This window comes from Dokdonella sp. (genome assembly GCF_036518555.1).
Classification (GTDB): Bacteria; Pseudomonadota; Gammaproteobacteria; order Xanthomonadales; family Rhodanobacteraceae; genus Dokdonella_A.
This window is the reverse complement of the sequence record NZ_DATDMY010000332.1, coordinates 1-19,172: the sequence shown is the minus strand read 5'-3', so window position 1 is coordinate 19,172 and position 19,172 is coordinate 1. Positions and strand designations below refer to the sequence as shown.

The 19,172-nt window shown below is 70.2% G+C and carries 20 protein-coding genes; 13 read left to right on the top strand and 7 right to left on the bottom strand.

Annotation, left to right across the window (positions count from 1 at the left end; genetic code table 11):
- The 3 genes from VI238_RS17700 to VI238_RS17690 form a co-directional block, all read left to right on the top strand.
- On the top strand, positions 1-837 hold an 837-nt coding region (locus VI238_RS17700), incomplete at its 5' end, for a DUF1974 domain-containing protein (RefSeq protein WP_331653776.1).
- 4 nt (positions 838-841) lie between these two features.
- Positions 842-1,657: a hypothetical protein gene (locus VI238_RS17695; protein WP_331653774.1), complete on the top strand. Its 816-nt coding sequence runs from the start codon at positions 842-844 to the stop codon at positions 1,655-1,657.
- Complete coding sequence (locus VI238_RS17690) at positions 1,654-2,322, top strand: 2-hydroxychromene-2-carboxylate isomerase (protein WP_331653771.1); 669 nt, start codon at positions 1,654-1,656, stop codon at positions 2,320-2,322. Before VI238_RS17695 ends, VI238_RS17690 begins: the two co-directional genes overlap by 4 nt.
- A 118-nt stretch (positions 2,323-2,440) precedes the next feature.
- On the opposite strand, the gene VI238_RS17685 is transcribed toward VI238_RS17690, so the two are convergent.
- The gene (locus VI238_RS17685; protein WP_331653769.1) at positions 2,441-3,502 is read right to left on the bottom strand and encodes a GntG family PLP-dependent aldolase; all 1,062 of its coding nucleotides are present in this window, start codon (positions 3,500-3,502) and stop codon (positions 2,441-2,443) included.
- 94 nt (positions 3,503-3,596) lie between these two features.
- On the opposite strand from VI238_RS17685, the gene VI238_RS17680 reads away from it, so the two are divergent.
- Positions 3,597-4,223, top strand: a complete 627-nt coding sequence (locus tag VI238_RS17680) for a hypothetical protein (protein ID WP_331653767.1) — start codon at positions 3,597-3,599, stop codon at positions 4,221-4,223.
- A 94-nt stretch (positions 4,224-4,317) separates the two neighbouring features.
- On the opposite strand, the gene VI238_RS17675 is transcribed toward VI238_RS17680, so the two are convergent.
- Both VI238_RS17675 and VI238_RS17670 read right to left on the bottom strand, forming a co-directional pair.
- The gene (locus VI238_RS17675) at positions 4,318-4,815 is read right to left on the bottom strand and encodes a methylated-DNA--[protein]-cysteine S-methyltransferase (protein WP_331653765.1); all 498 of its coding nucleotides are present in this window, start codon (positions 4,813-4,815) and stop codon (positions 4,318-4,320) included.
- A gap of 91 nt (positions 4,816-4,906) precedes the next feature.
- Entirely contained in the window at positions 4,907-6,358 is a 1,452-nt protein-coding gene (locus VI238_RS17670; protein ID WP_331653764.1) for an AlkA N-terminal domain-containing protein, read from the bottom strand.
- Positions 6,359-6,453: 95 nt separating this feature from the next.
- Here VI238_RS17670 and VI238_RS17665 point away from each other — a divergent pair, with 95 nt between their 5' ends.
- Complete coding sequence (locus tag VI238_RS17665; RefSeq protein WP_331653762.1) at positions 6,454-6,861, top strand: hypothetical protein; 408 nt, start codon at positions 6,454-6,456, stop codon at positions 6,859-6,861.
- A gap of 67 nt (positions 6,862-6,928) precedes the next feature.
- Here the strand turns inward: VI238_RS17665 and VI238_RS17660 are convergent, their stop codons facing one another.
- On the bottom strand, positions 6,929-7,708 hold the full coding sequence (locus tag VI238_RS17660) for an SDR family oxidoreductase (RefSeq protein WP_331653760.1): 780 nt from the start codon (positions 7,706-7,708) through the stop codon (positions 6,929-6,931).
- 75 nt (positions 7,709-7,783) lie between these two features.
- Between VI238_RS17660 and VI238_RS17655 the strand changes: the two genes are divergently transcribed.
- The 7 genes from VI238_RS17655 to VI238_RS17625 all read left to right on the top strand — a co-directional run bounded on the left by VI238_RS17655 (position 7,784) and on the right by VI238_RS17625 (position 14,232).
- A complete protein-coding gene (locus VI238_RS17655) occupies positions 7,784-8,002 on the top strand; it encodes a hypothetical protein (RefSeq protein ID WP_331653759.1) in 219 nt (72 codons plus the stop codon).
- Between the two features lie 132 nt (positions 8,003-8,134).
- Positions 8,135-9,964, top strand: coding sequence for an FAD-dependent oxidoreductase (locus VI238_RS17650; protein ID WP_331653757.1), 1,830 nt, complete (start codon positions 8,135-8,137; stop codon positions 9,962-9,964).
- 31 nt (positions 9,965-9,995) lie between these two features.
- Positions 9,996-11,873 carry a 2-oxoacid:acceptor oxidoreductase subunit alpha gene (locus VI238_RS17645; RefSeq protein WP_331653755.1) on the top strand — a complete coding sequence of 626 codons (1,878 nt, stop codon included), beginning with the start codon at positions 9,996-9,998 and terminating at the stop codon, positions 11,871-11,873.
- Positions 11,874-12,152, top strand: coding sequence for a hypothetical protein (locus VI238_RS17640; protein WP_331653753.1), 279 nt, complete (start codon positions 11,874-11,876; stop codon positions 12,150-12,152).
- A gap of 1 nt (position 12,153) precedes the next feature.
- Entirely contained in the window at positions 12,154-12,681 is a 528-nt protein-coding gene (locus VI238_RS17635; RefSeq protein ID WP_331653751.1) for a hypothetical protein, read from the top strand.
- A complete protein-coding gene (locus VI238_RS17630; protein ID WP_331653749.1) occupies positions 12,674-13,180 on the top strand; it encodes a hypothetical protein in 507 nt (168 codons plus the stop codon). Before VI238_RS17635 ends, VI238_RS17630 begins: the two co-directional genes overlap by 8 nt.
- Entirely contained in the window at positions 13,177-14,232 is a 1,056-nt protein-coding gene (locus VI238_RS17625) for a 2-oxoacid:ferredoxin oxidoreductase subunit beta (protein ID WP_331653747.1), read from the top strand. The genes VI238_RS17630 and VI238_RS17625 overlap by 4 nt, the downstream gene beginning before the upstream one ends.
- A 150-nt stretch (positions 14,233-14,382) precedes the next feature.
- On the opposite strand, the gene sppA is transcribed toward VI238_RS17625, so the two are convergent.
- From sppA to VI238_RS17610, 3 genes are read right to left on the bottom strand one after another with little or no spacing between them, the layout of a single operon-like run.
- A complete protein-coding gene (gene sppA, locus VI238_RS17620) occupies positions 14,383-16,227 on the bottom strand; it encodes a signal peptide peptidase SppA (protein ID WP_331653745.1) in 1,845 nt (614 codons plus the stop codon).
- Positions 16,206-16,379 carry a hypothetical protein gene (locus VI238_RS17615; protein WP_331653743.1) on the bottom strand — a complete coding sequence of 58 codons (174 nt, stop codon included), beginning with the start codon at positions 16,377-16,379 and terminating at the stop codon, positions 16,206-16,208. The genes sppA and VI238_RS17615 overlap by 22 nt, the downstream gene beginning before the upstream one ends.
- A gap of 52 nt (positions 16,380-16,431) precedes the next feature.
- Positions 16,432-17,832, bottom strand: a complete 1,401-nt coding sequence (locus VI238_RS17610; RefSeq protein WP_331653741.1) for an MATE family efflux transporter — start codon at positions 17,830-17,832, stop codon at positions 16,432-16,434.
- A gap of 80 nt (positions 17,833-17,912) precedes the next feature.
- Between VI238_RS17610 and VI238_RS17605 the strand changes: the two genes are divergently transcribed.
- Positions 17,913-19,130, top strand: a complete 1,218-nt coding sequence (locus tag VI238_RS17605; protein WP_331653739.1) for a DUF3667 domain-containing protein — start codon at positions 17,913-17,915, stop codon at positions 19,128-19,130.
- Positions 19,131-19,172 lie beyond the last annotated feature (42 nt).

Here is a 19,172-nt window from a genome sequence, read left to right as displayed (position 1 = left end):
GACGCGGTCGCGAGGAACGACCTCGCCGCGTTCGATCGCGCGATCTTCGGCCACGTCAACCTGTTCGTCACGCGCGCCGCGCGCGCGAAGCTGCTCGCCTGGAGCGGGTCGCGCCTCGCCGGCGTACCGCGCACCGAGGATACCCATCGCTACTACCAGCACCTGTCGCGCTTCTCGGCCGCGTTCACGATCGTCTCGGACACCGCGATGGGCACGCTCGGCGGATCGCTCAAGCGACGCGAGAAGCTGTCCGGCCGACTCGCGGACGCGCTCGCCTACCTCTACCTCGCGAGCGCCGTGCTCAAACGCTACCACGACGAGCCCAAGACGCGACCGAACTACGCGCTCGCCTGCTGGGCGGCCGAGCTGTGCCTCTACCGCATCCAGGAGGCGCTGCTCGGCGTGCTCGACAATCTGCCCGTGCGCTGGGCCGCCGTGCTGCTGAAGCTCGCGATCTTCCCGCTCGGCGCGCGCTTCCGCCTGCCGTCGGACCGGCTCGGCAGCGAAGTCGCGCGCGACATCCTCGAGAACCGCGAGGCACGCACGACGCTCACCGCCGACGTGTTCGTGCCGCCGCCCGGCGAACCCGGCCTCGGCTCCCTCGAGGCCGCGCTCGACAAGGCCGTGCGTGCGATCCCGATCGAGACGAAGTTGCGCGACGCGGTGCGCGCGGGCCGGCTCGACCGCGCGCCGGGCCACCTGCTCGACGACCTCGGCGTCGCGGCGGGCGTGATCAGCGACGCCGAGTACGAACGCCTCAACGAGGCCCGCGAGGCGCGCGACGAAGTGATCGCGGTCGACGCGTTCGATCCCGAGGTCTACAGGACGCTGCATTGACGCCATGGCATCCGGCCGCTCCTCGACGCCACGCGCCGTCCCCGATGCGCTGCGCCTGCTCGCCGAGGTCGCCGGGCGCGTCGACGACGACATGCTGCGGGAGATCGCGCGCGCGGACTACGGCATGAACGAGGAGGGCTACCTCGTCGGGCTGCGGCGACTGCGGGACGATCTCGTGCTGGCGCCGATCGACCTCGACCGGGACTGGGATCACGAGGTTCTCCAACTCGTCCGCTGGAGCCGACCCGACCAACCGGGCTGGCAACCGGGTGGCGCAGGCGAACGCGGCCACTGGATGCGCCTGTTCTGCTGCATCGCGCTCGTGATGCGCGATGCGAGCGTTGCACCGGATTCGCGCATCGGCGAGGTCAACGACAGCCTCGGGCCCATGCTCGAGAGCATCGCGGCGCTCGACGTGCGCCTCGCGGACCCGGCGCTCGCCTTCGTCGCCTCGGCCATGGAGCGAACGGATCCGCTCTCACGCGCCTTCCTCGGCCTCGGCGCGCTGCTGCTCGAACGGATGCGCGTACCGGCCGATCCGGATCGCATGCTGGCCGCGGCGCACGCGCTCACGGCGTGGGTCGAGGCGGCCGAAGCGACCGAGTACCCGCGGGACGCGGGACGGTGGTTGTTCGGCCTGACCTGGCACGATCTCCGCCACGACACGTGGTTCGCACTGATCGCGCGCCTGCTGCTCGCGACCGGAGGGCACATGCCGGCGCTCGTCGCTGCCGAACTCGAATCGTTGGGACGGCGGCTGCTGCCCGACGATCGCGCACGGGCACCTGCACTCGGCGAGCCCGCAGGAGGCGTCCCATGACCCCCGATACCGCCGTCTGGTATTTCGACTTCGTCTCGCCGTTCGCCTATCTCCAGCTGGCGGCGTTGCGCGCGCTGCGCGAGCGGCTCGCGATCGAGCCGGTGCCGATCGTGTTCGGCGCGGTGCTCGCGCGCCATGGCCAGCTCGGTCCCGCCGAGATCGCGGGCAAGCGCGAGTTCACCTATCGCTTCGTGCAGTGGCAGGCGGATCGTGCGGGCACGCCGCTGCGTTTTCCGCCTGCGCATCCGTTCAATTCGCTCGCCGCGCTGCGGCTGTGCATTGCCGCGGGCGCCGGCTGGCCGGCGGTGAACGCGATCTTCGAGCACATCTGGCGCGACGGGCTCGCCGGCACGAGCGCGGTCGAACTCGCGGGCGTGGCGCGCGCACTCGGCATCGACGACGCATCGCGCGCGATCGCGCGCGACGAGGTCAAGGGTCGCCTGCGCGTGAATACCGATGCCGCGCTCGCGGCAGGCGTGTTCGGCGTGCCCACGCTCGCGCTGGGTGCGGAGCTCTACTGGGGCAACGACGCGACCGCGATGTTCGCCGACCGCCTGGCGGACCCGACCTTGTTCACGGGCGACGAGTACCGCCGGATCGCGACGCTGCCGGTCGGCGTCGTACGCACGCGCGCCGGTCGGGGCGGCGACGGCACGACATCGTAGGAGGGTCGTGCCGCGCAGTGGCGCGTCCGCCGGCGTCGATCCGCTGCGCGGGCGGCGGATTCGCGCTTGCGCGACGCGCGTCGACGATCAGCCGGAATTCGAATCGGACGTCGCTCGCCTACGACGCGTCCTGCCGCATTTCCTCGCAAAGCGCTCGAACCAGCACCGCTGCGCGATCGATCGCGTCGATGTCGGCGTCGAGGTGGGTCACGGCGCGCACGCGCGTCGCGCCCATCGCGACCAGGCGCACGCCGCGCGACTGCAACGCGGCGACGAACGCCGAGGCGCTGCCTGCTGCCGCCGGGACGTCGAAATAGACGAGGTTCGTCTCGACCTCGGCCGGCGCGATCGCGATGCCCGGCGCGCCGGCGATCGCCTCGGCGAAGCGTCGCGCGTTCGCATGGTCCTCGGCGAGGCGTTCGACGTGATGGTCGAGCGCGTACTCGCACGCCGCCGCGATGATGCCGCTCTGGCGCATCGCGCCGCCCCAGCGCAGCTTGATGCGGAACGCCTCGTCGCAGAATGCGCGGCTGCCCGCGAGTACCGCGCCGCCGGGCGCACCGAGGCCCTTGCTGAAATCGATCCAGACCGAGTCGTAGCCGCGCGCGTGCTCCGCGGCCGCGACGCCGCTCGCGACGCACGCGTTGAGCAGGCGCGCGCCGTCCATGTGCGTAGCGAGCCCGGCCGCGTGTGCGGCTTCGGCGACCTCGTCGAGCGTCGCCTGCGGCCAGATCGCACCGCCGCCGAGGTTCGAGGTCTGTTCGACGACGACGAGCCGCTGGCGCGGCGCGTACGGTGCGTCGGCGCGAATCGCCGCGCGCAGCATGCGCGCGTCGAAGATCCCGCGCCGACCGCCGATCGGTTCGATCATCACGCCCGCGAGCGCGGCGGGCCCGCCACCTTCGAAGCCGATGAGGTGGGACGTCGCATCGCAAAGTACCGCGTCGCCCGGACGGCAGTGCACGGCGAGCGCGATCTCGTTCGCCATCGTGCCTGACGGCAGGAACACGGCGGCTTCCTTGCCGAGCAGGTCCGCGCAACGCGCGAGCAACCGGTTCACGCTCGGATCCTCGTGCGCACGCTCGTCGCCGACCTCGGCCGCCGCCATCGCCGCGCGCATCGCGGGGGTCGGTCGCGTTTTCGTATCGCTGGCGAGGTCGATCAGTTCGACGGCACTCATGACACCTCCGGCAGGACAGACGCGCATCCTAGTCCGTTTGGCGCGCGCGCATGCGACGGTCGTCGCGCGCCGGCGAACGGTTTAGGATCGCGGCATGCTCCGTGCGTTCCTCCTGCTCGCCAGCCTGCCGTTCGCCGCTGCCGCGACCGACGTGTACCGCTGCACCGGATCCGAGGGCGTGAGCTACCAGGACAAGCCGTGCGCGAGCGCGGCGAACCAGTCCGTCATCCATCTCGCCGATCCGCTGCCAGCCCCCGTGGAGCCACCGTCGCAAGCCGACGCCGTCGCGGCGCCCGCCTCGGAAGCGCCCGTCCAACCGGCAGCGCCGACGCTGCCGCCACCGTCGCTGTACCTGTGCACGGCGACCGACGGCAGCCGGTACATCAGCGAGGATGGCGTCGGGCGGCGCAGCTGGGTGCCCTACGCGATGCTCGCCGGATCGGGCAAGAGCCTCGCGCAGGCCTACGGCCCGGGCGGCATCGGCGTCTCCGCGCCGGAATTGCAGCCCTCGCCGGCGACAGCTCCAACGGCCGATCCGATCGGCGCCCATTACGTCTGGGTCGTCGACGAATGCCATCACGCCGACGCGGTGGAGGCGTGCGCGTTCCTGCGCAACGAACTCGACAAGGTGGCCGGCAAGCTGCGCCGCGCGTTCAGCGACACCGAGGCGGAACTCCAGCAGGAACAGGCCCGACTGCGCGAACGCCTGCGCGGATGCTAGGCACGTTCGAGCGCAGCAAACGAGCGGGAATCCAGGAACTCGAGGGACATCGAGGAGGCGAAGCTTCGGCTCGGTTAGCCCCGGTAGACTCGGCCTACGCCAGCGCGAACGGCGCGCGTGGCGCGTGGCGGCGTTCGTGGTCGAGCAGCCACTGCTTGAGCGGGAGGCCACCGCCGAAACCGGTGAGTCTGCCGTTCGCGCCGATCACGCGATGGCACGGCACGATGATCGGCAACGGGTTCGCGCCGTTCGCGGCGCCGACCGCGCGGCTCGCCGACGGGTCGCCGATCCGGCGCGCGAGTTCGCCGTAGCTGATCGTCCCGCCGTACGGGATGCGTGCGAGTTCGTCCCAGACGTTCTTGCGGAAGGCGGTGCCTTCGGCCGCGAGCGGCAGATCGAATGCGCGCAGCTCGCCGGAGAAGTACGCCTCGAGCTGCTCGACGACCGCGCCGAGACGCTGGCGTCCGCGCCGCCACGACGGGCCGATGCGCTTGCCCTGGTCCGCGCGTTCGAACTCGACGTGGCGCAGGCCGTGCTCGTCGGCGGCGAGCAGGAGGCGACCGATGGGTGTGTCGAGGTAGTCGTAGATCATGCTTCGTTGCTCCCGCGTTCTCCCATGAGCGGCCTCCGCGACGGCCCGCGCTCGCGACCACTCCACCAACGGCCATCCATGGCCACACGCCTCAAGAAGAGCGCCACAGGAGCATCACCGCGTAGGCACGCCAGGGCCGCCATTCCCCGCTGAGCCGTTCCAGTTCGCGCGTCGACAGCGTGCGGCTCCCGCCGGCCGCGCGGCGCAGGATGAGGTCCGCTGCGGGAAACGCATCCGGTTGCGCGAGCGCGCGCATCGCGATGTAGTGCGCGGTCCATGCCCCGATGCCGCGCAGCGCGACGAGGTCGCGCTCGAACGCGGCGAGCGGTTGCTCGGCGCGGAACGCGAGGCGGCCGTCGAGCACCGCGCGCGCAAGGCCGCGGATCGTCGACGCGCGTGCGCGAATGATGCCCTGCTGCTCGAGCGGCGCTTCGACGAGCCGCTCCGGAGTCGGGAACAGCACGCCTACGCCATGTGCTTCGCCGTCCGCGTACGGCGTGCCGTACGTCGCCGCGACGCGTGCGGCGAACGTCCGCGCGGCGGCGACGCTGACCTGCTGGCCGAGCACCGCGCGCACCGCGAGTTCGAAGCCGTCCCACGCGCCGGGCAGGCGCTGTCCCGGCCAGCGCCGGATGAGCGGCCTGAGCAGGTCGCTGCCGCGCAACGCGAGTTCGAGCGCGCGCGGGTCCGCGTCGACGTCGAACATGCGCCTGACGCGCGCGACGATCGCGCCGACCGCGCTGCTCGACGGATGGTGCACGCGCAGCGCGAGCGCATCGTCGCCCGGGATCGCGGCGACGTCGAACCAGCCGGGCACGCCGTCGACGACGACACTGCGCCGGTAGCTGCGCTCGTCGACTGCCTCCACGCCGGGAATCGTGCGCCGACCGTAGAAGGCGAGCAGGTGTTCGACATCGTACGGCGCGCGGTACGGCAGGCGCAGCACGAGCTCGTGCGCGCCGGCGTCCGCCGCCGCGCGGCCGCGGCGGAACTCGCGCGGCGGCTTGCCGTACGTCGCGACGAACGCGGCGTTGAAGCGGCGCAGGCTCGCATAGCCGGACGCTTCCGCGATGCGCGCGATCGGCATCGCGGTTTCGCTGAGCAGCTGTTTCGCGAACAGCAGGCGGCGCGTCGCCGCGACGTCGAGCGGGCTAGCACCGAGTTCCTCGGCGAACACGCGGCGCAGGTGACGCTCGCCGACGCCGACGCGCGCGGCGAGTTCGGGCAGCGAGCCCGCGTCGAGCGCGCCTTGTTCGATCAGGCGCAGCGCGCCGGCGACGAGCTCGCTCTTCGCGCGATGCAACGGCGAGCCCGGCGCCGCCTCGGGCCGGCAGCGCAGGCAAGGGCGGAAGCCCGCTGCGGACGCGGCCGCCGCGCTGTCGTAGTAGCGGATGTTCTTCGCGCGCGGCGACGGCGCCGGGCAGACCGGCCGGCAGTAGATGCCCGTCGACGTGACCGCGATGTAGAACAACCCGTCGAAGCGCGCGTCGCGCGTGAGGCGGGCCTGGTCGCAGATGCGTGGATCGAGGGAAGTAGTGGGCACGGAAGCGGCTCGCATGCGAACATGCTAGCGCAGGCCGGCGGGGCCGACTCGCCGTTTTCGGCTACCGATGCCACCCGCCGGCGGAAGTGCGAACGATGATCGTGTATTGGGCCTTTGCCGGCGCATATGTCGTCGCGGGAATGTTGCTCACCTTGCTGCTCGACACGTTCCCGGCCGACGCGCTCTCGACCCGGGTCACGTTCTTCGCCGGCTGGTGCGTATCCTTCGTCGCCGCCCATGCCGCTATCCTCGTTGCCGTTCGTTTCGGGGTACTGCGCCATCGGGGACTCTTCGCAACGACGGTGCTGCTGGCGGCGACGTGGCTTCTGTTCATCGGCGGGATTCTGCACGCGATCGGCAATCAGGGCGCTTCGACCGTGACGTGGCGGGACACGCTCGCCGCCATCGATTGGTCATCGGTCGGCAACGGCATCGCCCAGATCGTGATACCACCGTTCGCTTCGCTGCTGCTGATACGCCGGCGGAGGGCCGCCGCGCGCTGATAGGCTCGGCTCGTCAGCGCGGAGGAAGACGGGTTCCGGACGGCGCGCGCACCACCGCGATGCACGCTCAGAAGCCGTAGCGCAGGAACCCGCCGTCGACCGCGATGCACTCGCCGGTCACGTAACTCGATGCGGGCAGGCACAGGAACGCGACCGCACCCGCGACCTCGTCGGGCTCGCCGATGCGGCCCATCGGCGTGCGCAGCAGCACGTCGTCGAGGTAGTCCGGATCGGCGAGCTTGCCTTCGGTGCGGCGCGTGCGGATGTACCACGGCGCGACCGCATTGACGCGGATGCCGTCTTCGGCCCACTCGCAGGCGAGGTTGCGCGTGAGCTGGTGCAGCGCGGCCTTGGTCAGGCCGTATGGAGCCCCCGTGCGCACGTGCACGAGGCCGGAGACCGAGCCGACGTTGACGATCGCCGCATTGCCGTGTTCGGCAAGGTGCGGATGCGCGAGGCGGCAGAGCTCGAACGCGCTCAGCACGTTCAGTTCGAGCAGCGCGCGCACTTCGTCGAGCGCGTAGTCGAGCGCGGGCTTCGCGTCGTTGCCGCCGACGTTGTTGACGAGCAGGGACAGCTCCACGTCGAGGTCGGCGATCCAGTCGAATACCTCGAGGCGCTGCTCCTGCACGGCGAGGTCGGCGTCGCAGGCGAGGAACTCGCGTTCGGGAAACTCCTCCGCGAGTTCCGCGCGCGCCTGTTCGAGGCGGATCTCGTCGCGCGCGACGAGCAGCACGTCGGCGCCAAGCGCGGCGAACTCGCGCGCACAGGCATAGCCGATGCCCTGGCTCGCGCCGGTCACCAGCGCGGTGCGGCCGTCGAGCCGCCAGCGTGACGGATTCGTCATGCGCGCAATCTCCTGCTTGTGGCCGGCAGCGGCCGCGGCGCAGACTCTAACGGATACCGCCGCCGGGAGTCCGCCATGCACCGCACCGTCCTGCTCGCGAGCCTGCTCGCCCTGTCCGCCTGTGGCGGCAAGCCCGAAGCCGAAGCGCCGAAGCCGGCCGCAGCCGCGGCGCCGAAGCAGAAGACCGTCCTGGACGACCAGCTCAAGGCGCTCGACAAGGCGAAGGGCGTCGGGCCGCAACTCGAGGACGAGAAGGAGAAGCACGACAAGGACATCGAGGCCGCAGGCGGCTGAGCGCGCCACGCCGGTCGCGAAGGCGCGCTCGCCCGGGCATGGCGCGGGTTTGGTGCGCTGCGCTTTGCACGGCGCCGGCACAAGGTCTAGTCTCGACGAAGCGATCACTGTGCGTTTCCAGAGGGGACCGTAGTGCAGCCGACCGATACGCGTGACCCCGCCTATTTCCACAAGGTCGTCGATTGCCAATGGGCCTGTCCGGCCCACACCCCGGTCCCCGAATACATCCGCCTCATCGCGGCCGGGCGTTACGCCGACGCCTATCTCGTCAACTGGAACTCGAACGTGTTCCCGGGGATCCTCGGCCGCACGTGCGACCGGCCCTGCGAACCCGCCTGCCGGCGCGGGCGCGTCGAGGCGAGCGCGGGTGGCCATCCCGAGCCCGTCGCGATCTGCCGACTCAAGCGCGTCGCCGCCGACTTCAAGGGCGACATCCGCGAGCGCCTGCCGAAAGCCGCCGTGCGCCGCAACGGCAAGCGCGTCGCCTGCATCGGCGCGGGTCCCGCCTCCCTCACCGTCGCGCGCGACCTCGCGCCGCTCGGCTACCACGTCACCGTGTTCGAGGCCGACGCGAAAGCGGGCGGGTTCATGCGCACGCAGGTGCCGCGTTTCCGCCTTCCCGAGCACGTGATCGACGAGGAGACCGGCTACATCCTCGACCTCGGCGTCGACTTCGTCGGCGGCCGCCGCATCGATTCGCTCAAGGCGCTGCTCGCGCAGGGCCACGACGCCGTGTTCGTCGGTTGCGGCGCGCCGCGCGGCCGCGATCTCGACCTGCCCGGCCGGCGCGAGGCGGACGCGCATATCCACGTCGGCATCGACTGGCTCGCGTCGGTCTACTTCGGCCACGTCCAGAAGGTCGGCCGGCGCGTGATCGTGCTCGGCGGCGGCAACACCGCGATGGACTGCTGCCGTTCCGCGCGTCGCCTCGGCGGCGACGACGTCAAGGTGATCGTGCGCTCGGGCTTCGACGAGATGAAGGCGAGCCCGTGGGAGAAGGAGGACGCGATGCACGAAGGCATCCCGATCCTCGACTATCGCGTGCCGAAGACGTTCGTGCACGAGGGCGGGCGCCTGGCCGGCATGACGTTCGAGAAGGTGCGCGCGGAGCGCGACGCGAACGGTCGCCGCACGCTCGTGCCGACCGGCGAACCGGACGAGTTGTTCGAGTGCGACGAAGTGCTGATCGCGGTCGGCCAGGAGAACGCGTTCCCGTGGATCGAGCGCGACATCGGCCTCGCGTTCGACGAACGCTGGGACATGCCCGTGGTCGACCCGGCGACGATGCAGTCGAGCCTGCCGCACGTGTTCTTCGGCGGCGATGCCGCGTTCGGCCCGAAGAACATCATCTGGGCGGTCGCGCACGGCCACGAGGCCGCCGTGTCGATCGACAAGCTGCTGTCGGGCGAGGCCGTGCGCGACCGGCCCGCGCCGGCAGTCGAGATGATCTCGCAGAAGATGGGCATCCACGAATGGAGCTACGACAACGACGTCTCGCCGGACGAGCGCTACAAGGTGCCGTGGGCCGACGCGGGCAAGACGCTCAAGAGCATCACGCTCGAGGTCGAACTCGGCTTCGACGCCGAAACCGCGTGGAAGGAGACCCAACGCTGCCTCAACTGCGACGTGCAAACGGTCTTCACCGATCGCGTGTGCATCGAGTGCGACGCGTGCGTCGACATCTGCCCGATGGACTGCATCACGTTCACGAAGAACGGCGCCGAGGACGAGCTGCGCACGCGCCTGTCGGCGCAGGCGACGAACACCACGCAGGACCTCTACGTCTCGGCGCCGCTCAAGACCGGCCGCGTGATGGTCAAGGACGAGGACGTCTGCCTGCATTGCGGCTTGTGCGCCGAACGCTGCCCGACCGGCGCGTGGGACATGCAGAAGTTCCTGCTCGGCATCACGCATGCGGGCGAAGGCTGTCGCTCGGGCGCGCCGAAGGAGAAGGCCGCATGACCGTAGCATCGGCGATGCCAGGAGCCGCCGCGTGAAGCCGATCAGCGCAGTCAACGACTTCGTCGTCAAGTTCGCCAACGTCAACGGCTCGGGCTCCGCCTCGGCGAACGAGCTGTTCGCGAAGGCGATCCTGCGCATGGGCGTTCCGGTCAGCCCGCGCAACATCTTCCCGTCGAACATCCAGGGCCTGCCGACCTGGTACGAGGTTCGCGTGAGCGGCGACGGCTGGCTCGGCCGCCGCGGCGGCGTCGACCTCATGGTCGCGATGAACCCGCAAACGTGGGACGTCGACGTCGCCGAGATCGAGCCGGGCGGCTACCTCCTCTACGACTCGACGCGGGCATTGCCGAAGTCGAAGTTCCGCGACGACGTCCACGTGATCGGCGTGCCGCTCACCGCGATCTGCAACGACGCCTGGACCGACGCGCGCCAGCGCCAGCTGTTCAAGAACATCATGTACGTCGGCGCGCTGTCCGCGCTGCTCGACATCGACGTCGCGATCATCGAGCGCCTGCTCGGCGAGCAGTACAAGGGCAAGGAGAAGCTGCTCGATGCGAACAAGCAGGCGCTGCACCTTGGCCGCGACCATTTCCTTCGGGCGGATCCGTCCGCAACAGACCGCCCGTCCACGGCCGCTCTTTTCGACCAAGAGCACTTCGGATTGCGCGTGCAGCACGCCGACAAGGTCGGCGACCGCATCTTCGTCGACGGCAACAGCGCGGCCGCGCTCGGTTGCGTCTACGGCGGCGCGACCGTCTGCGCGTGGTACCCGATCACGCCGTCGTCGTCGCTCGCCGAGGCGTTCCAGAAGTACTGCATGAAGTACCGCGTAGACGCCGAGACGGGTGCGAACCGCTTCGCGATCGTGCAGGCCGAGGACGAGATCGCGTCGATCGGCATGGTCGTCGGCGCGGGCTGGAACGGCGCGCGCGCGTTCACGGCGACGTCCGGCCCCGGCATTTCGCTGATGACCGAGTTCATCGGCCTCGCCTACTTCGCCGAGATCCCGGTCACGATCGTCGATGTCCAGCGCGGCGGGCCCTCGACGGGGATGCCGACGCGAACGCAGCAGGCCGACCTGCTCGCGTGCGCATACGCTTCGCACGGCGACACCAAGCACGTGCTGCTGTTCCCTTCCGACCCGACCGAGTGCTTCGCGTTCTCGGCCGACGCGCTCGATCTCGCCGACCGCCTGCAGACCCCCGTGTTCGTGATGACCGACCTCGACATCGGCATGAACCAGCGCCTGTGCGCACCATTCGCGTGGGACGACGCGCGCGCGTACGACCGCGGCAAGGTCATGAGTGCGGCCGAGCTCGAGGCCGGCAGGGACTTCGGCCGCTACAAGGACGTCGACGGCGACGGCATCCCGTACCGGACCTACCCGGGCACGCATGCGGACAAGGGCGCGTACTTCACGCGCGGCACCTCGCGCGATCCGTACGCGCGCTACTCCGAGCGCGGTCCCGATTACGTCTACAACATGGAGCGGCTGTTGCGGAAGTTCGAAACCGCGAAGTCGCTCGTGCCGGCGCCCGTGCTGCGCACGGCGGCGCAGCCGACCGCGCTCGGCGCGATCCACTTCGGTTCGACCGCGCCCGCGATGGACGAGGCGATCGTCGCGCTCGAGCGCAATGGCGTGCACCTCGACACGATGCGCGTGCGTGCGTTCCCGTTCGCCGACGAGGTCGCCGCGTTCGTCGCCACGCACGAGCGCGTGTTCGTGGTGGAGCAGAATCGCGACGCGCAGCTGCGGTCGATGCTCGTCAACGAGTTCGGTATCGACCCCGCGCGGCTCGTGCCGGTGCTGCACTACGACGGCACGCCGATCACCGCGCGCTTCATCACGCGCTCGATCGAGCGCCGCGTCGGCGCGCAGCGGCCGCACGAAACGGACAAGGTGGCCTGAATGAACGCGCTTCCCCAGGCGTTGCAGTCGCTGTTCTCGCTCGTGATCGCGGCGATGGTGCTCGCCGCGCTCGCGCTGATGTGGCGGCGCGACCGCTCGGTCTGGCTCATCGTCGCGCTCGGCGCGGAAGCGGTCGGGCTCCTGTTCCGCTTCGCGCTGATCGCGCTGCCCGACCTCGTGCGCTCGGCGCCGATGCTGTTCTCCGCATGGACCCTGTCGGGCCTCGTCTTCGCGGTCGGCCTCCTCGGCTACGCGATCGAAGTGAACGGGAAGCGCTGACATGCTCGACGCATCCCGCGCCCGGGCGCTCGCGGCTTGCGGCTTCGCGCTCGCCCTGCTCGCGACGTCGCCTCCGTCGCCGGCCGCGACGAAGCGCGGCGTGAGCGACGCGACGCTCGCCGCCGCCGCCCGCTCGGCGCGCGTCGCCGACGTCGACTACGCCCGCGGCGAATGCGGCGACGAGCGCACGGTGGAAGCCTGGCTCGACGACGCGGTCGGCGACACCGCTCGCATCACCTGGCGGGGTGGCGCCTGCGAGCTCGCCAATCCCGACAACCCGATCGATTCCGGTTCGGACTGGTGCGGCGGTGCGACGATCGTGCCGAAGGCGGATCCGAAGCATCCCGCGAGCATCGAGATCTATTTCGAGAAGCCGGTCGACGGCAAGCCGGGCAAGGCGTACGCGTTCCGTGCCGAGAACCACGACATCGACGGCCTCGACTACAAGCGCGACACGCGGTCGTTCGAGATCGGCTACGGCCAGCGCTTCGTCGACGGCTACACGATCCCGGAGGACGACTGTGACTGAGCGTCGCTCGCTCACGGCGGGTCTGCGCTTCGCCGCCATCGTCCTGCTCGCGACGAGCGCGACCGCGCAGGAGCGCTACGCCGGCCGCTGGACGATCGAGCGCGGCGACGCCGCGCCATGGGCGCGCGGCGACGGTGACGTCGATCCGGCCGAAGTGAAGCGGCTCGTCGGCACACGCGTCACGTTCGAGCCGAAGCACATCCGCGGGCCCGCGCCGCTGGCCTGCGACGGCCCCAAGTACGTGATCGAGGACGTTCCCGCCGAAGGCCTGTTCCAGGGCGGCCTGGCCGAATACGGCGACCACAGGGTCGATGCCGACGCGCAAGCGACGCGCATGGGCTTCGCGAAACGCCCGATCGCTACGCTCGACACCGGCTGCGAAGGCGCGATCGACTTCCACGCGACCGGCGACGACGAACTCCTGTTCGCGCTGGACAACGTGATCTACCGCCTGCATCGAGACGCCGCGCACGCGGCTTCGCCGAGGAAGACGCCGTGACGTACATCGCCAAACCCAGGCTCCACCACCCGACCCTCGGCTGCAACGCGATCGGCTTCACGCGACGCGACTACGAGGGCAAGATCTCCACCCTCTGCGCGGGCTGCGGCCACGATTCGATCTCCGCCGCGATCATCCACGCGTGCTGGGAACTCGCGATCGAGCCGCATCGCGTCGCCAAGCTCAGCGGCATCGGCTGCAGCTCGAAGACGCCCGACTACTTCCTCGGCCAGTCGCACGGTTTCAACACCGTGCACGGTCGCATGCCGTCGGTGCTGACCGGCGCGAACCTCGCCAACCGCGAACTCATCTACCTCGGCGTATCCGGCGACGGCGACTCCGCGTCGATCGGCATGGGCCAGTTCGTGCACGCGATCCGCCGCGGCGTGAACATGGTCTACATCGTCGAGAACAACGGCGTGTACGGCCTCACCAAGGGCCAGTTCTCGGCGACGGCGGACCAGGGCTCGGTGTCGAAGAAGGGCGTCGCCAACACCGACGCGCCGATCGACCTCGTCGGTCTTGCGATGCAGCTCGGCGCGAGCTTCGTCGCGCGCGGATTCTCCGGCGACAAGCAGCAGCTCGTGCCGATCATCAAGGCTGCGATCGCGCATCGAGGCGCCGCGTTCATCGACGTGATCAGCCCGTGCGTCGCGTTCAACAACCACGCCGGCAGCACGAAGAGCTACGAGTACGTGCGCGAGCACAACGACGCGGTGAACCGCCTCGACGTCATCGAGCCGCGCGCCGAGATCGTCGTCGACGTGCCTCCGGGCGGAGTCGTCGAGGTCGAACAGCACGACGGCAGCGTGCTGCGCCTGCGCAAGCTCGACCCGAGCCACGATCCCACCGACCGCGTCGCCGCGATGAACTACGTCAATGCGCACCAGGCGAAGGGCGAAGTCGTGACCGGCCTGCTCTACGTCGACAGCGCGGCGCACGACCTGCATGTCCACCTCAATACCGTCGCCGCTCCGTTCAACACGCTCGACGCGAAGGCGCTCTGCCCCGGTGCGGCGACGCTCGACAGGATCAACGCAGCGTTGCGCTAGCTGGAAATCGCGCTGCCGGAGGTTCCCCGTGGGCACGTCGAGCAGGTAGGGCGGATCAAGGCGCGCAGCGCCGGATCCGCCGCTTTCGCGGCTTGATCCAGCCTACGGTTCTTCTGCAACGGCAAACGCCCCTGTTCGCGACGCGAGCGCTCAGCGCAATTCGCAGAAGCAATGCGCGAACGCGCCGTAGCGCTTGCCGCGCAATGATTCGACCGTCGCCGCGATCTGCTGCAACTCGGCGCCGCCGAACATTCCCGCGGGCAGGCGCAAGCCGGTCCAGCGCGCGACGCGCACCATCGCTTCGCTGTCGCTGAAGCTCAGCGCGAGGCGCTCCCACGTCGTCATCTGGCGCTCGACGTAGCGCACCTGGTAACGGTCGCCGAGCTTCGCGCGCGATGCGGCGGCGGCGATCGCGTCGCCGAGGCCGCCGAGCTTGTCGACGAGTCCGCGCTCCTTCGCCTGTGCGCCGCTCCACACACGACCCTGCGCGATCGCGTCGATCTCGGCCGGCGTCTTGCCGCGCGACTGTGCGACCTTGCCGATGAACTCGCCGTAGCCGCGCCTGATCACGCTCGTGATGATCGCCTCGAGCTGCGGCGACAGCGGCCGGCGGATGTCGAGCGTGCCCGCGAGCGGCGTCGTGCCGACGCCGTCGGTATGAATGCCGAGCTTCGCGAGCGTGTCGGGCACGGTCATGACGAGGCCGAAGATGCCGATCGAACCGGTGATCGTGTTCGGCTCGGCCCAGATCTCGTCGCTCGCCATCGAGATCCAGTAGCCGCCGCTCGCGGCGACGTCGCCCATCGACACGACGACCGGCTTGCCGAGTTCGCGCGCCTGCGCGAGTTCGCGCCGGATCAGCTCCGACGAATACGCGTCGCCACCGGGCGAGTTGACGCGCAGCACGATCGCCTTGACGCCGTCGTCCTCGCGAGCGGCGCGCACGAGCTGAGCCGTCGACCGGCCGCCGACCATGCCGGGCGGTCGCTCTCCGGGCACGATCTCGCCCTGCGCGACGATGACCGCGACCGCGTCGCCGACGTGCGGCAATGCCGCCGGCGCGATCGTCGCGAGGTACTGGCGGAAGCCGACCTGGCGGAAGCCCTCGTCGCCTTCGGCGGCACCGAGCGAACGCAGCTGCTCGCGCGCCTCCGCACGCGTCGCAAGCTGGTCGACGAGCTTCTGCTCGAGTGCGAGCCTGGCGAGGTCGCCCTCGTGCGCGGCGACGCGCTCGTCGTAGTGCGCGATGTCGTCGGCGATCGCGGCGCCGTCGATCTTGCGCAGCGCCGCGACCTCGGCGAGGTATTCCTGCCAGATGCCGCCCATCCAGTACGCATCGGCTTCCTTCGCCGCATCGGACGCCTGGTTCATCACGTACGGCTCGGCGGCGGACTTGAACGTGCCGACCTTGATCAGGTGCACCTCGACGCCGAGCTTGTCGAGCGCGTCCTTGTAGTAGCTGCGGTAGTTGGCGAAGCCTTCGAGCAGCACCGCCCCTTCGGGATCGAGCAGGATGCGGTTCGCGTGCGCCGCGAGCAGGTACTGGTTCTGCCCCATGCCGCCCGACACGGCGATGACGTCCTTGCCGCTCGCCTTGAAGCGGTCCAGCGCGGCGCCGAGTTCGCGCGCGGTGGCGAGGCCGATGCGGGTGATCTCGTCCGGGATCAGGACGATGCGTTCGATGCGCGAATCCTTCGCGGCCGCGTCGATCGCGCGCAGCAGGTCGCGCAGCTGCACTTCCGGCGACTCGTTGCCCGCGACGCTCGCGAGAGCGCGCTGGGTCGGATCGGTCGAATACTGTTCGACGATCGCGCCGCTCGGATCGAGCACGAGCGCGGTGCGCGGCGCGAGCAGCGGGCGCGACGCGAAGAACGCGCCGAAGAACGCGAGCAGCACGAGCAGGAAGACCAGGTTGAAGACGAGACGGCGCGTGAAATTCAGCGCGTCCCAGAGTCCGCGGAAGAAGCGGCGGATCACGCCGGGCTGGCTGGGCATTGCAATTCCTCGATGTCGAATGGATCGACCGGCATGTCCCAGCCTACCGCATCCGCTGCGATGCGGCATGGCGCATCGGTCATGCGCATTCGCGCGACGACGATGGCGCGTGCATCAGCGCCGTGCGCGCACGCGAACGCGGCGGGCTTCACGGCCGGACCGGCCGCGCCTTCGCCCGGTGGCGTCGAGCACGACCGGCGCAGCTCACGGATGGACGAGCGGCGGCGCGCTTCCCGACACCATGCCGGCCAGCGGGCCGCGCGCGAGTTTCCAGAAGCGCCACGACAGCAGCAGCGCGGCCATGCTCAGCCCCGCGATCAGGCCCATCCACATGCCGCGCGCGCCGAGGCCCTGCGGGAACGCGAGCCACCAGCCGACCGGCATGCCCACGCCCCAGTAGGCGAAGGTCGTGATGAACATCGGGATGCGCGTGTCCTTGAGGCCGCGCAGCGCGCCGTTCGCGGCGACCTGGATGCCGTCGGAGAACTGGAACAACCCCGCGAGGACGAGCAACTGCGCGGCGAGCGCGACGACCGTCGCATCCTCGGTGTAGAGCATCGCGATCGGCCGCGGCAGCAGCAGCATCGCACCGGCCGATACGGCTTGCGCGATCAGGGTGAGGCCGATGCCGACGAGGCCCGCGTCGCGGACGCCTTGCGCGTCGCCGCGGCCGACCGCGTGGCCGACCCGGACGGTCGTCGCCATCGCGAGGCCGAGCGGCACCATGAACGACACCGAGGCGACGTTGAGCGCGACCTGGTGCCCTGCGACGACGTCGGTGCCGAGCGTGCCGATCACGAGCGCGACGGCGACGAACAGGCTCGCCTCCATGAACAGCGACACGCCCATCGGCACGCCGATGCGCAGCAGTTCGGCGAGCGCGCGCGGGTTCGGCCGCTCCCACTGCTCGAACAGGCTCAGGTCGCGGTAGTGGCGACTGCGTGCGACGTAGGCCGCGAACGCGAGCATCTCGAGCCACAGCACGATCGCGGTCGCCATGCCGCTGCCCAGCGCGCCGAGCGACGGCAGGCCAAGGCGGCCGTACATGAGCACGTAACCGATCGGACCGAGCAGGAGCAGGCCGAGGCCGCTGAAGTACATCGTCGGGCGCGTCAGGCCGATGCCCTCGCCGAGACCGCGCAGAGTGAAGAACAGGGCGAGCGCGGGCGCGCCCCAGGCGACCGCGTGGAGGAACCGGATCACGTCCGGCACGAGGGCGGCGTCGATGCCGATGCGCGCGACGAGCAGGGCGCCGCCCGCATGGACCGCGATGCCGAGCACGAGGCCGAGCGCGAGCGCGAGCCAGACCGCCTGGCGGAACAGCGGTCCGATCGCCTCGCGACGGCCCGCCCCCGCGAGCTGCGCGACCGAGGGCGGCAGCGCCATCATGACGCCGATCGCGGCGACGATCGCGAGCGTCCACACGCTGGCACCGACCGCGACCGCGCCGAGCGTGTGCGCATCGAGATGCCCGGCGAGCAATGCATCGATGAGGTTCATGCCGATCGCCGAAAGCTGGCCGAGCACGAGCGGCACCGCGAGGCGCAGCGTGTCTTTCAGCTCGCGCGCGAGACGCGGCCGGTTGCGATGTAAAATGCTCGGCATGGGGGAACCTGTGCGGGCATCTTAACCCGCCGCCGCGCGACGCGGCGCCGCCCATTCGATCGACGGAGCCCGCGCGACGCATGAGCCATGAACCAGCGACGGATTCGGCCGCCGCGCAGCCCGCGGTGAGCGTGCCTTCGGCGCCGCCGGCGCCGCCGAAGCATTGCGGCAACTGCGGCGCGCCGATGTACGGCCCGTACTGCTACGCGTGCGGACAGCCCGAAAAGGGCATGATCCGCCATCTCGCGAGCGTGATGGCCGACGTCGCCGACACGATCTTCAACGTCGACTCGCGCATCTTCCGCAGCATCCTCCCGCTCTACCTGCGACCGGGCTTCCTCACCAACGAGTACTTCGCAGGCCGCCGCACGCGTTACGTGACGCCGTTCCGCCTGTTCTTCTTCCTCTGCGTGATCTCGTTCTTCGCGATCCAGATCAGCCTCGATTTCGACGACGCCAACTTCAACCTCGTCGGCGAGGGCAGCTCCGGCGGCATCGGACATGCGCAGACCGCCGCCGAGGTCGACACGCGCCTGCAGGCCGCGCTGCAAGGCCTCGCGACTGCGCGCGCGGCCGCCGGCAACCGGGCCAAGGCAGTCGCGAAGCTCGACAAGGCCGAATCGGAAGTGCGCCACAAGGCCGAGGAACGCATCGCCTGGCTCAAGCGCCGCGACGACGCGGTCGCTGCAGGCCATGCCGCGCCCCCCGACCCCGATGCCGAGGACGACGACGGCGGTACGCTGTCGATCGACGGTACGCCGTGGGATCCGGTCAAGCATCCGATCGCGATCTCGTGGCTGCCCGCGTTCGCGAACGCGAAGCTCAACTCGATGGCGCACCACGCGAAGGACAACATCAATGCCGCGCGCAAGCATCCGGGCGAGGCGATCGCACGCCTGTTCTCGGTATTGCCGCAGACGCTGTTCGTGCTGATGCCGCTGTTCGCGCTGCTGCTCAAGATCTTCTACATCTTCAAGCGGCGACTGTACATGGAGCACCTGATGGTCGCTCTGCACAGCCACGCGTTCATCTTTCTCTCGCTGCTGCTGCTCGTGTTGCTGCACCTGCTCGCCGGCTGGGCGGACACGGGTGCGCACTGGGCGCTGCCGATACTGAACCTGCTGCGCGCCGCGGTATGGACCTGGCTGCCGATCTACCTGTTCCTGATGGCCAAGCGCGTCTACCGGCAGGGCTGGTTCATGACGACCTTCAAGTTCTGCATGGTCGGCTTCTCCTACCTGTTCCTGCTCGCCTTCGGCCTCGCCGGCGCGGCGATCGCGAGCCTCACGATCGCGTAGGGCGGTACGCGCGCAGCGCGTGCCGCCGCCTGATGCCGACGA

What these genes read in the sequence shown, in the direction of transcription:
- VI238_RS17665 (WP_331653762.1), top strand. Translation starts at nt 6,454, where the DNA reads ATGATCGTGTATTGGGCCTTTGCCGGCGCATATGTCGTCGCGGGAATG.
- VI238_RS17655 (WP_331653759.1), top strand. Translation starts at nt 7,784, where the DNA reads ATGCACCGCACCGTCCTGCTCGCGAGCCTGCTCGCCCTGTCCGCCTGT.
- VI238_RS17685 (WP_331653769.1), bottom strand. Translation starts at nt 3,502, where the DNA reads ATGAGTGCCGTCGAACTGATCGACCTCGCCAGCGATACGAAAACGCGA.
- VI238_RS17660 (WP_331653760.1), bottom strand. Translation starts at nt 7,708, where the DNA reads ATGACGAATCCGTCACGCTGGCGGCTCGACGGCCGCACCGCGCTGGTG.
- VI238_RS17695 (WP_331653774.1), top strand. Translation starts at nt 842, where the DNA reads ATGGCATCCGGCCGCTCCTCGACGCCACGCGCCGTCCCCGATGCGCTG.
- sppA (WP_331653745.1), bottom strand. Translation starts at nt 16,227, where the DNA reads ATGCCCAGCCAGCCCGGCGTGATCCGCCGCTTCTTCCGCGGACTCTGG.
- VI238_RS17635 (WP_331653751.1), top strand. Translation starts at nt 12,154, where the DNA reads ATGCTCGACGCATCCCGCGCCCGGGCGCTCGCGGCTTGCGGCTTCGCG.
- VI238_RS17640 (WP_331653753.1), top strand. Translation starts at nt 11,874, where the DNA reads ATGAACGCGCTTCCCCAGGCGTTGCAGTCGCTGTTCTCGCTCGTGATC.
- VI238_RS17680 (WP_331653767.1), top strand. Translation starts at nt 3,597, where the DNA reads ATGCTCCGTGCGTTCCTCCTGCTCGCCAGCCTGCCGTTCGCCGCTGCC.
- VI238_RS17690 (WP_331653771.1), top strand. Translation starts at nt 1,654, where the DNA reads ATGACCCCCGATACCGCCGTCTGGTATTTCGACTTCGTCTCGCCGTTC.
- VI238_RS17610 (WP_331653741.1), bottom strand. Translation starts at nt 17,832, where the DNA reads ATGCCGAGCATTTTACATCGCAACCGGCCGCGTCTCGCGCGCGAGCTG.
- VI238_RS17605 (WP_331653739.1), top strand. Translation starts at nt 17,913, where the DNA reads ATGAGCCATGAACCAGCGACGGATTCGGCCGCCGCGCAGCCCGCGGTG.
- VI238_RS17675 (WP_331653765.1), bottom strand. Translation starts at nt 4,815, where the DNA reads ATGATCTACGACTACCTCGACACACCCATCGGTCGCCTCCTGCTCGCC.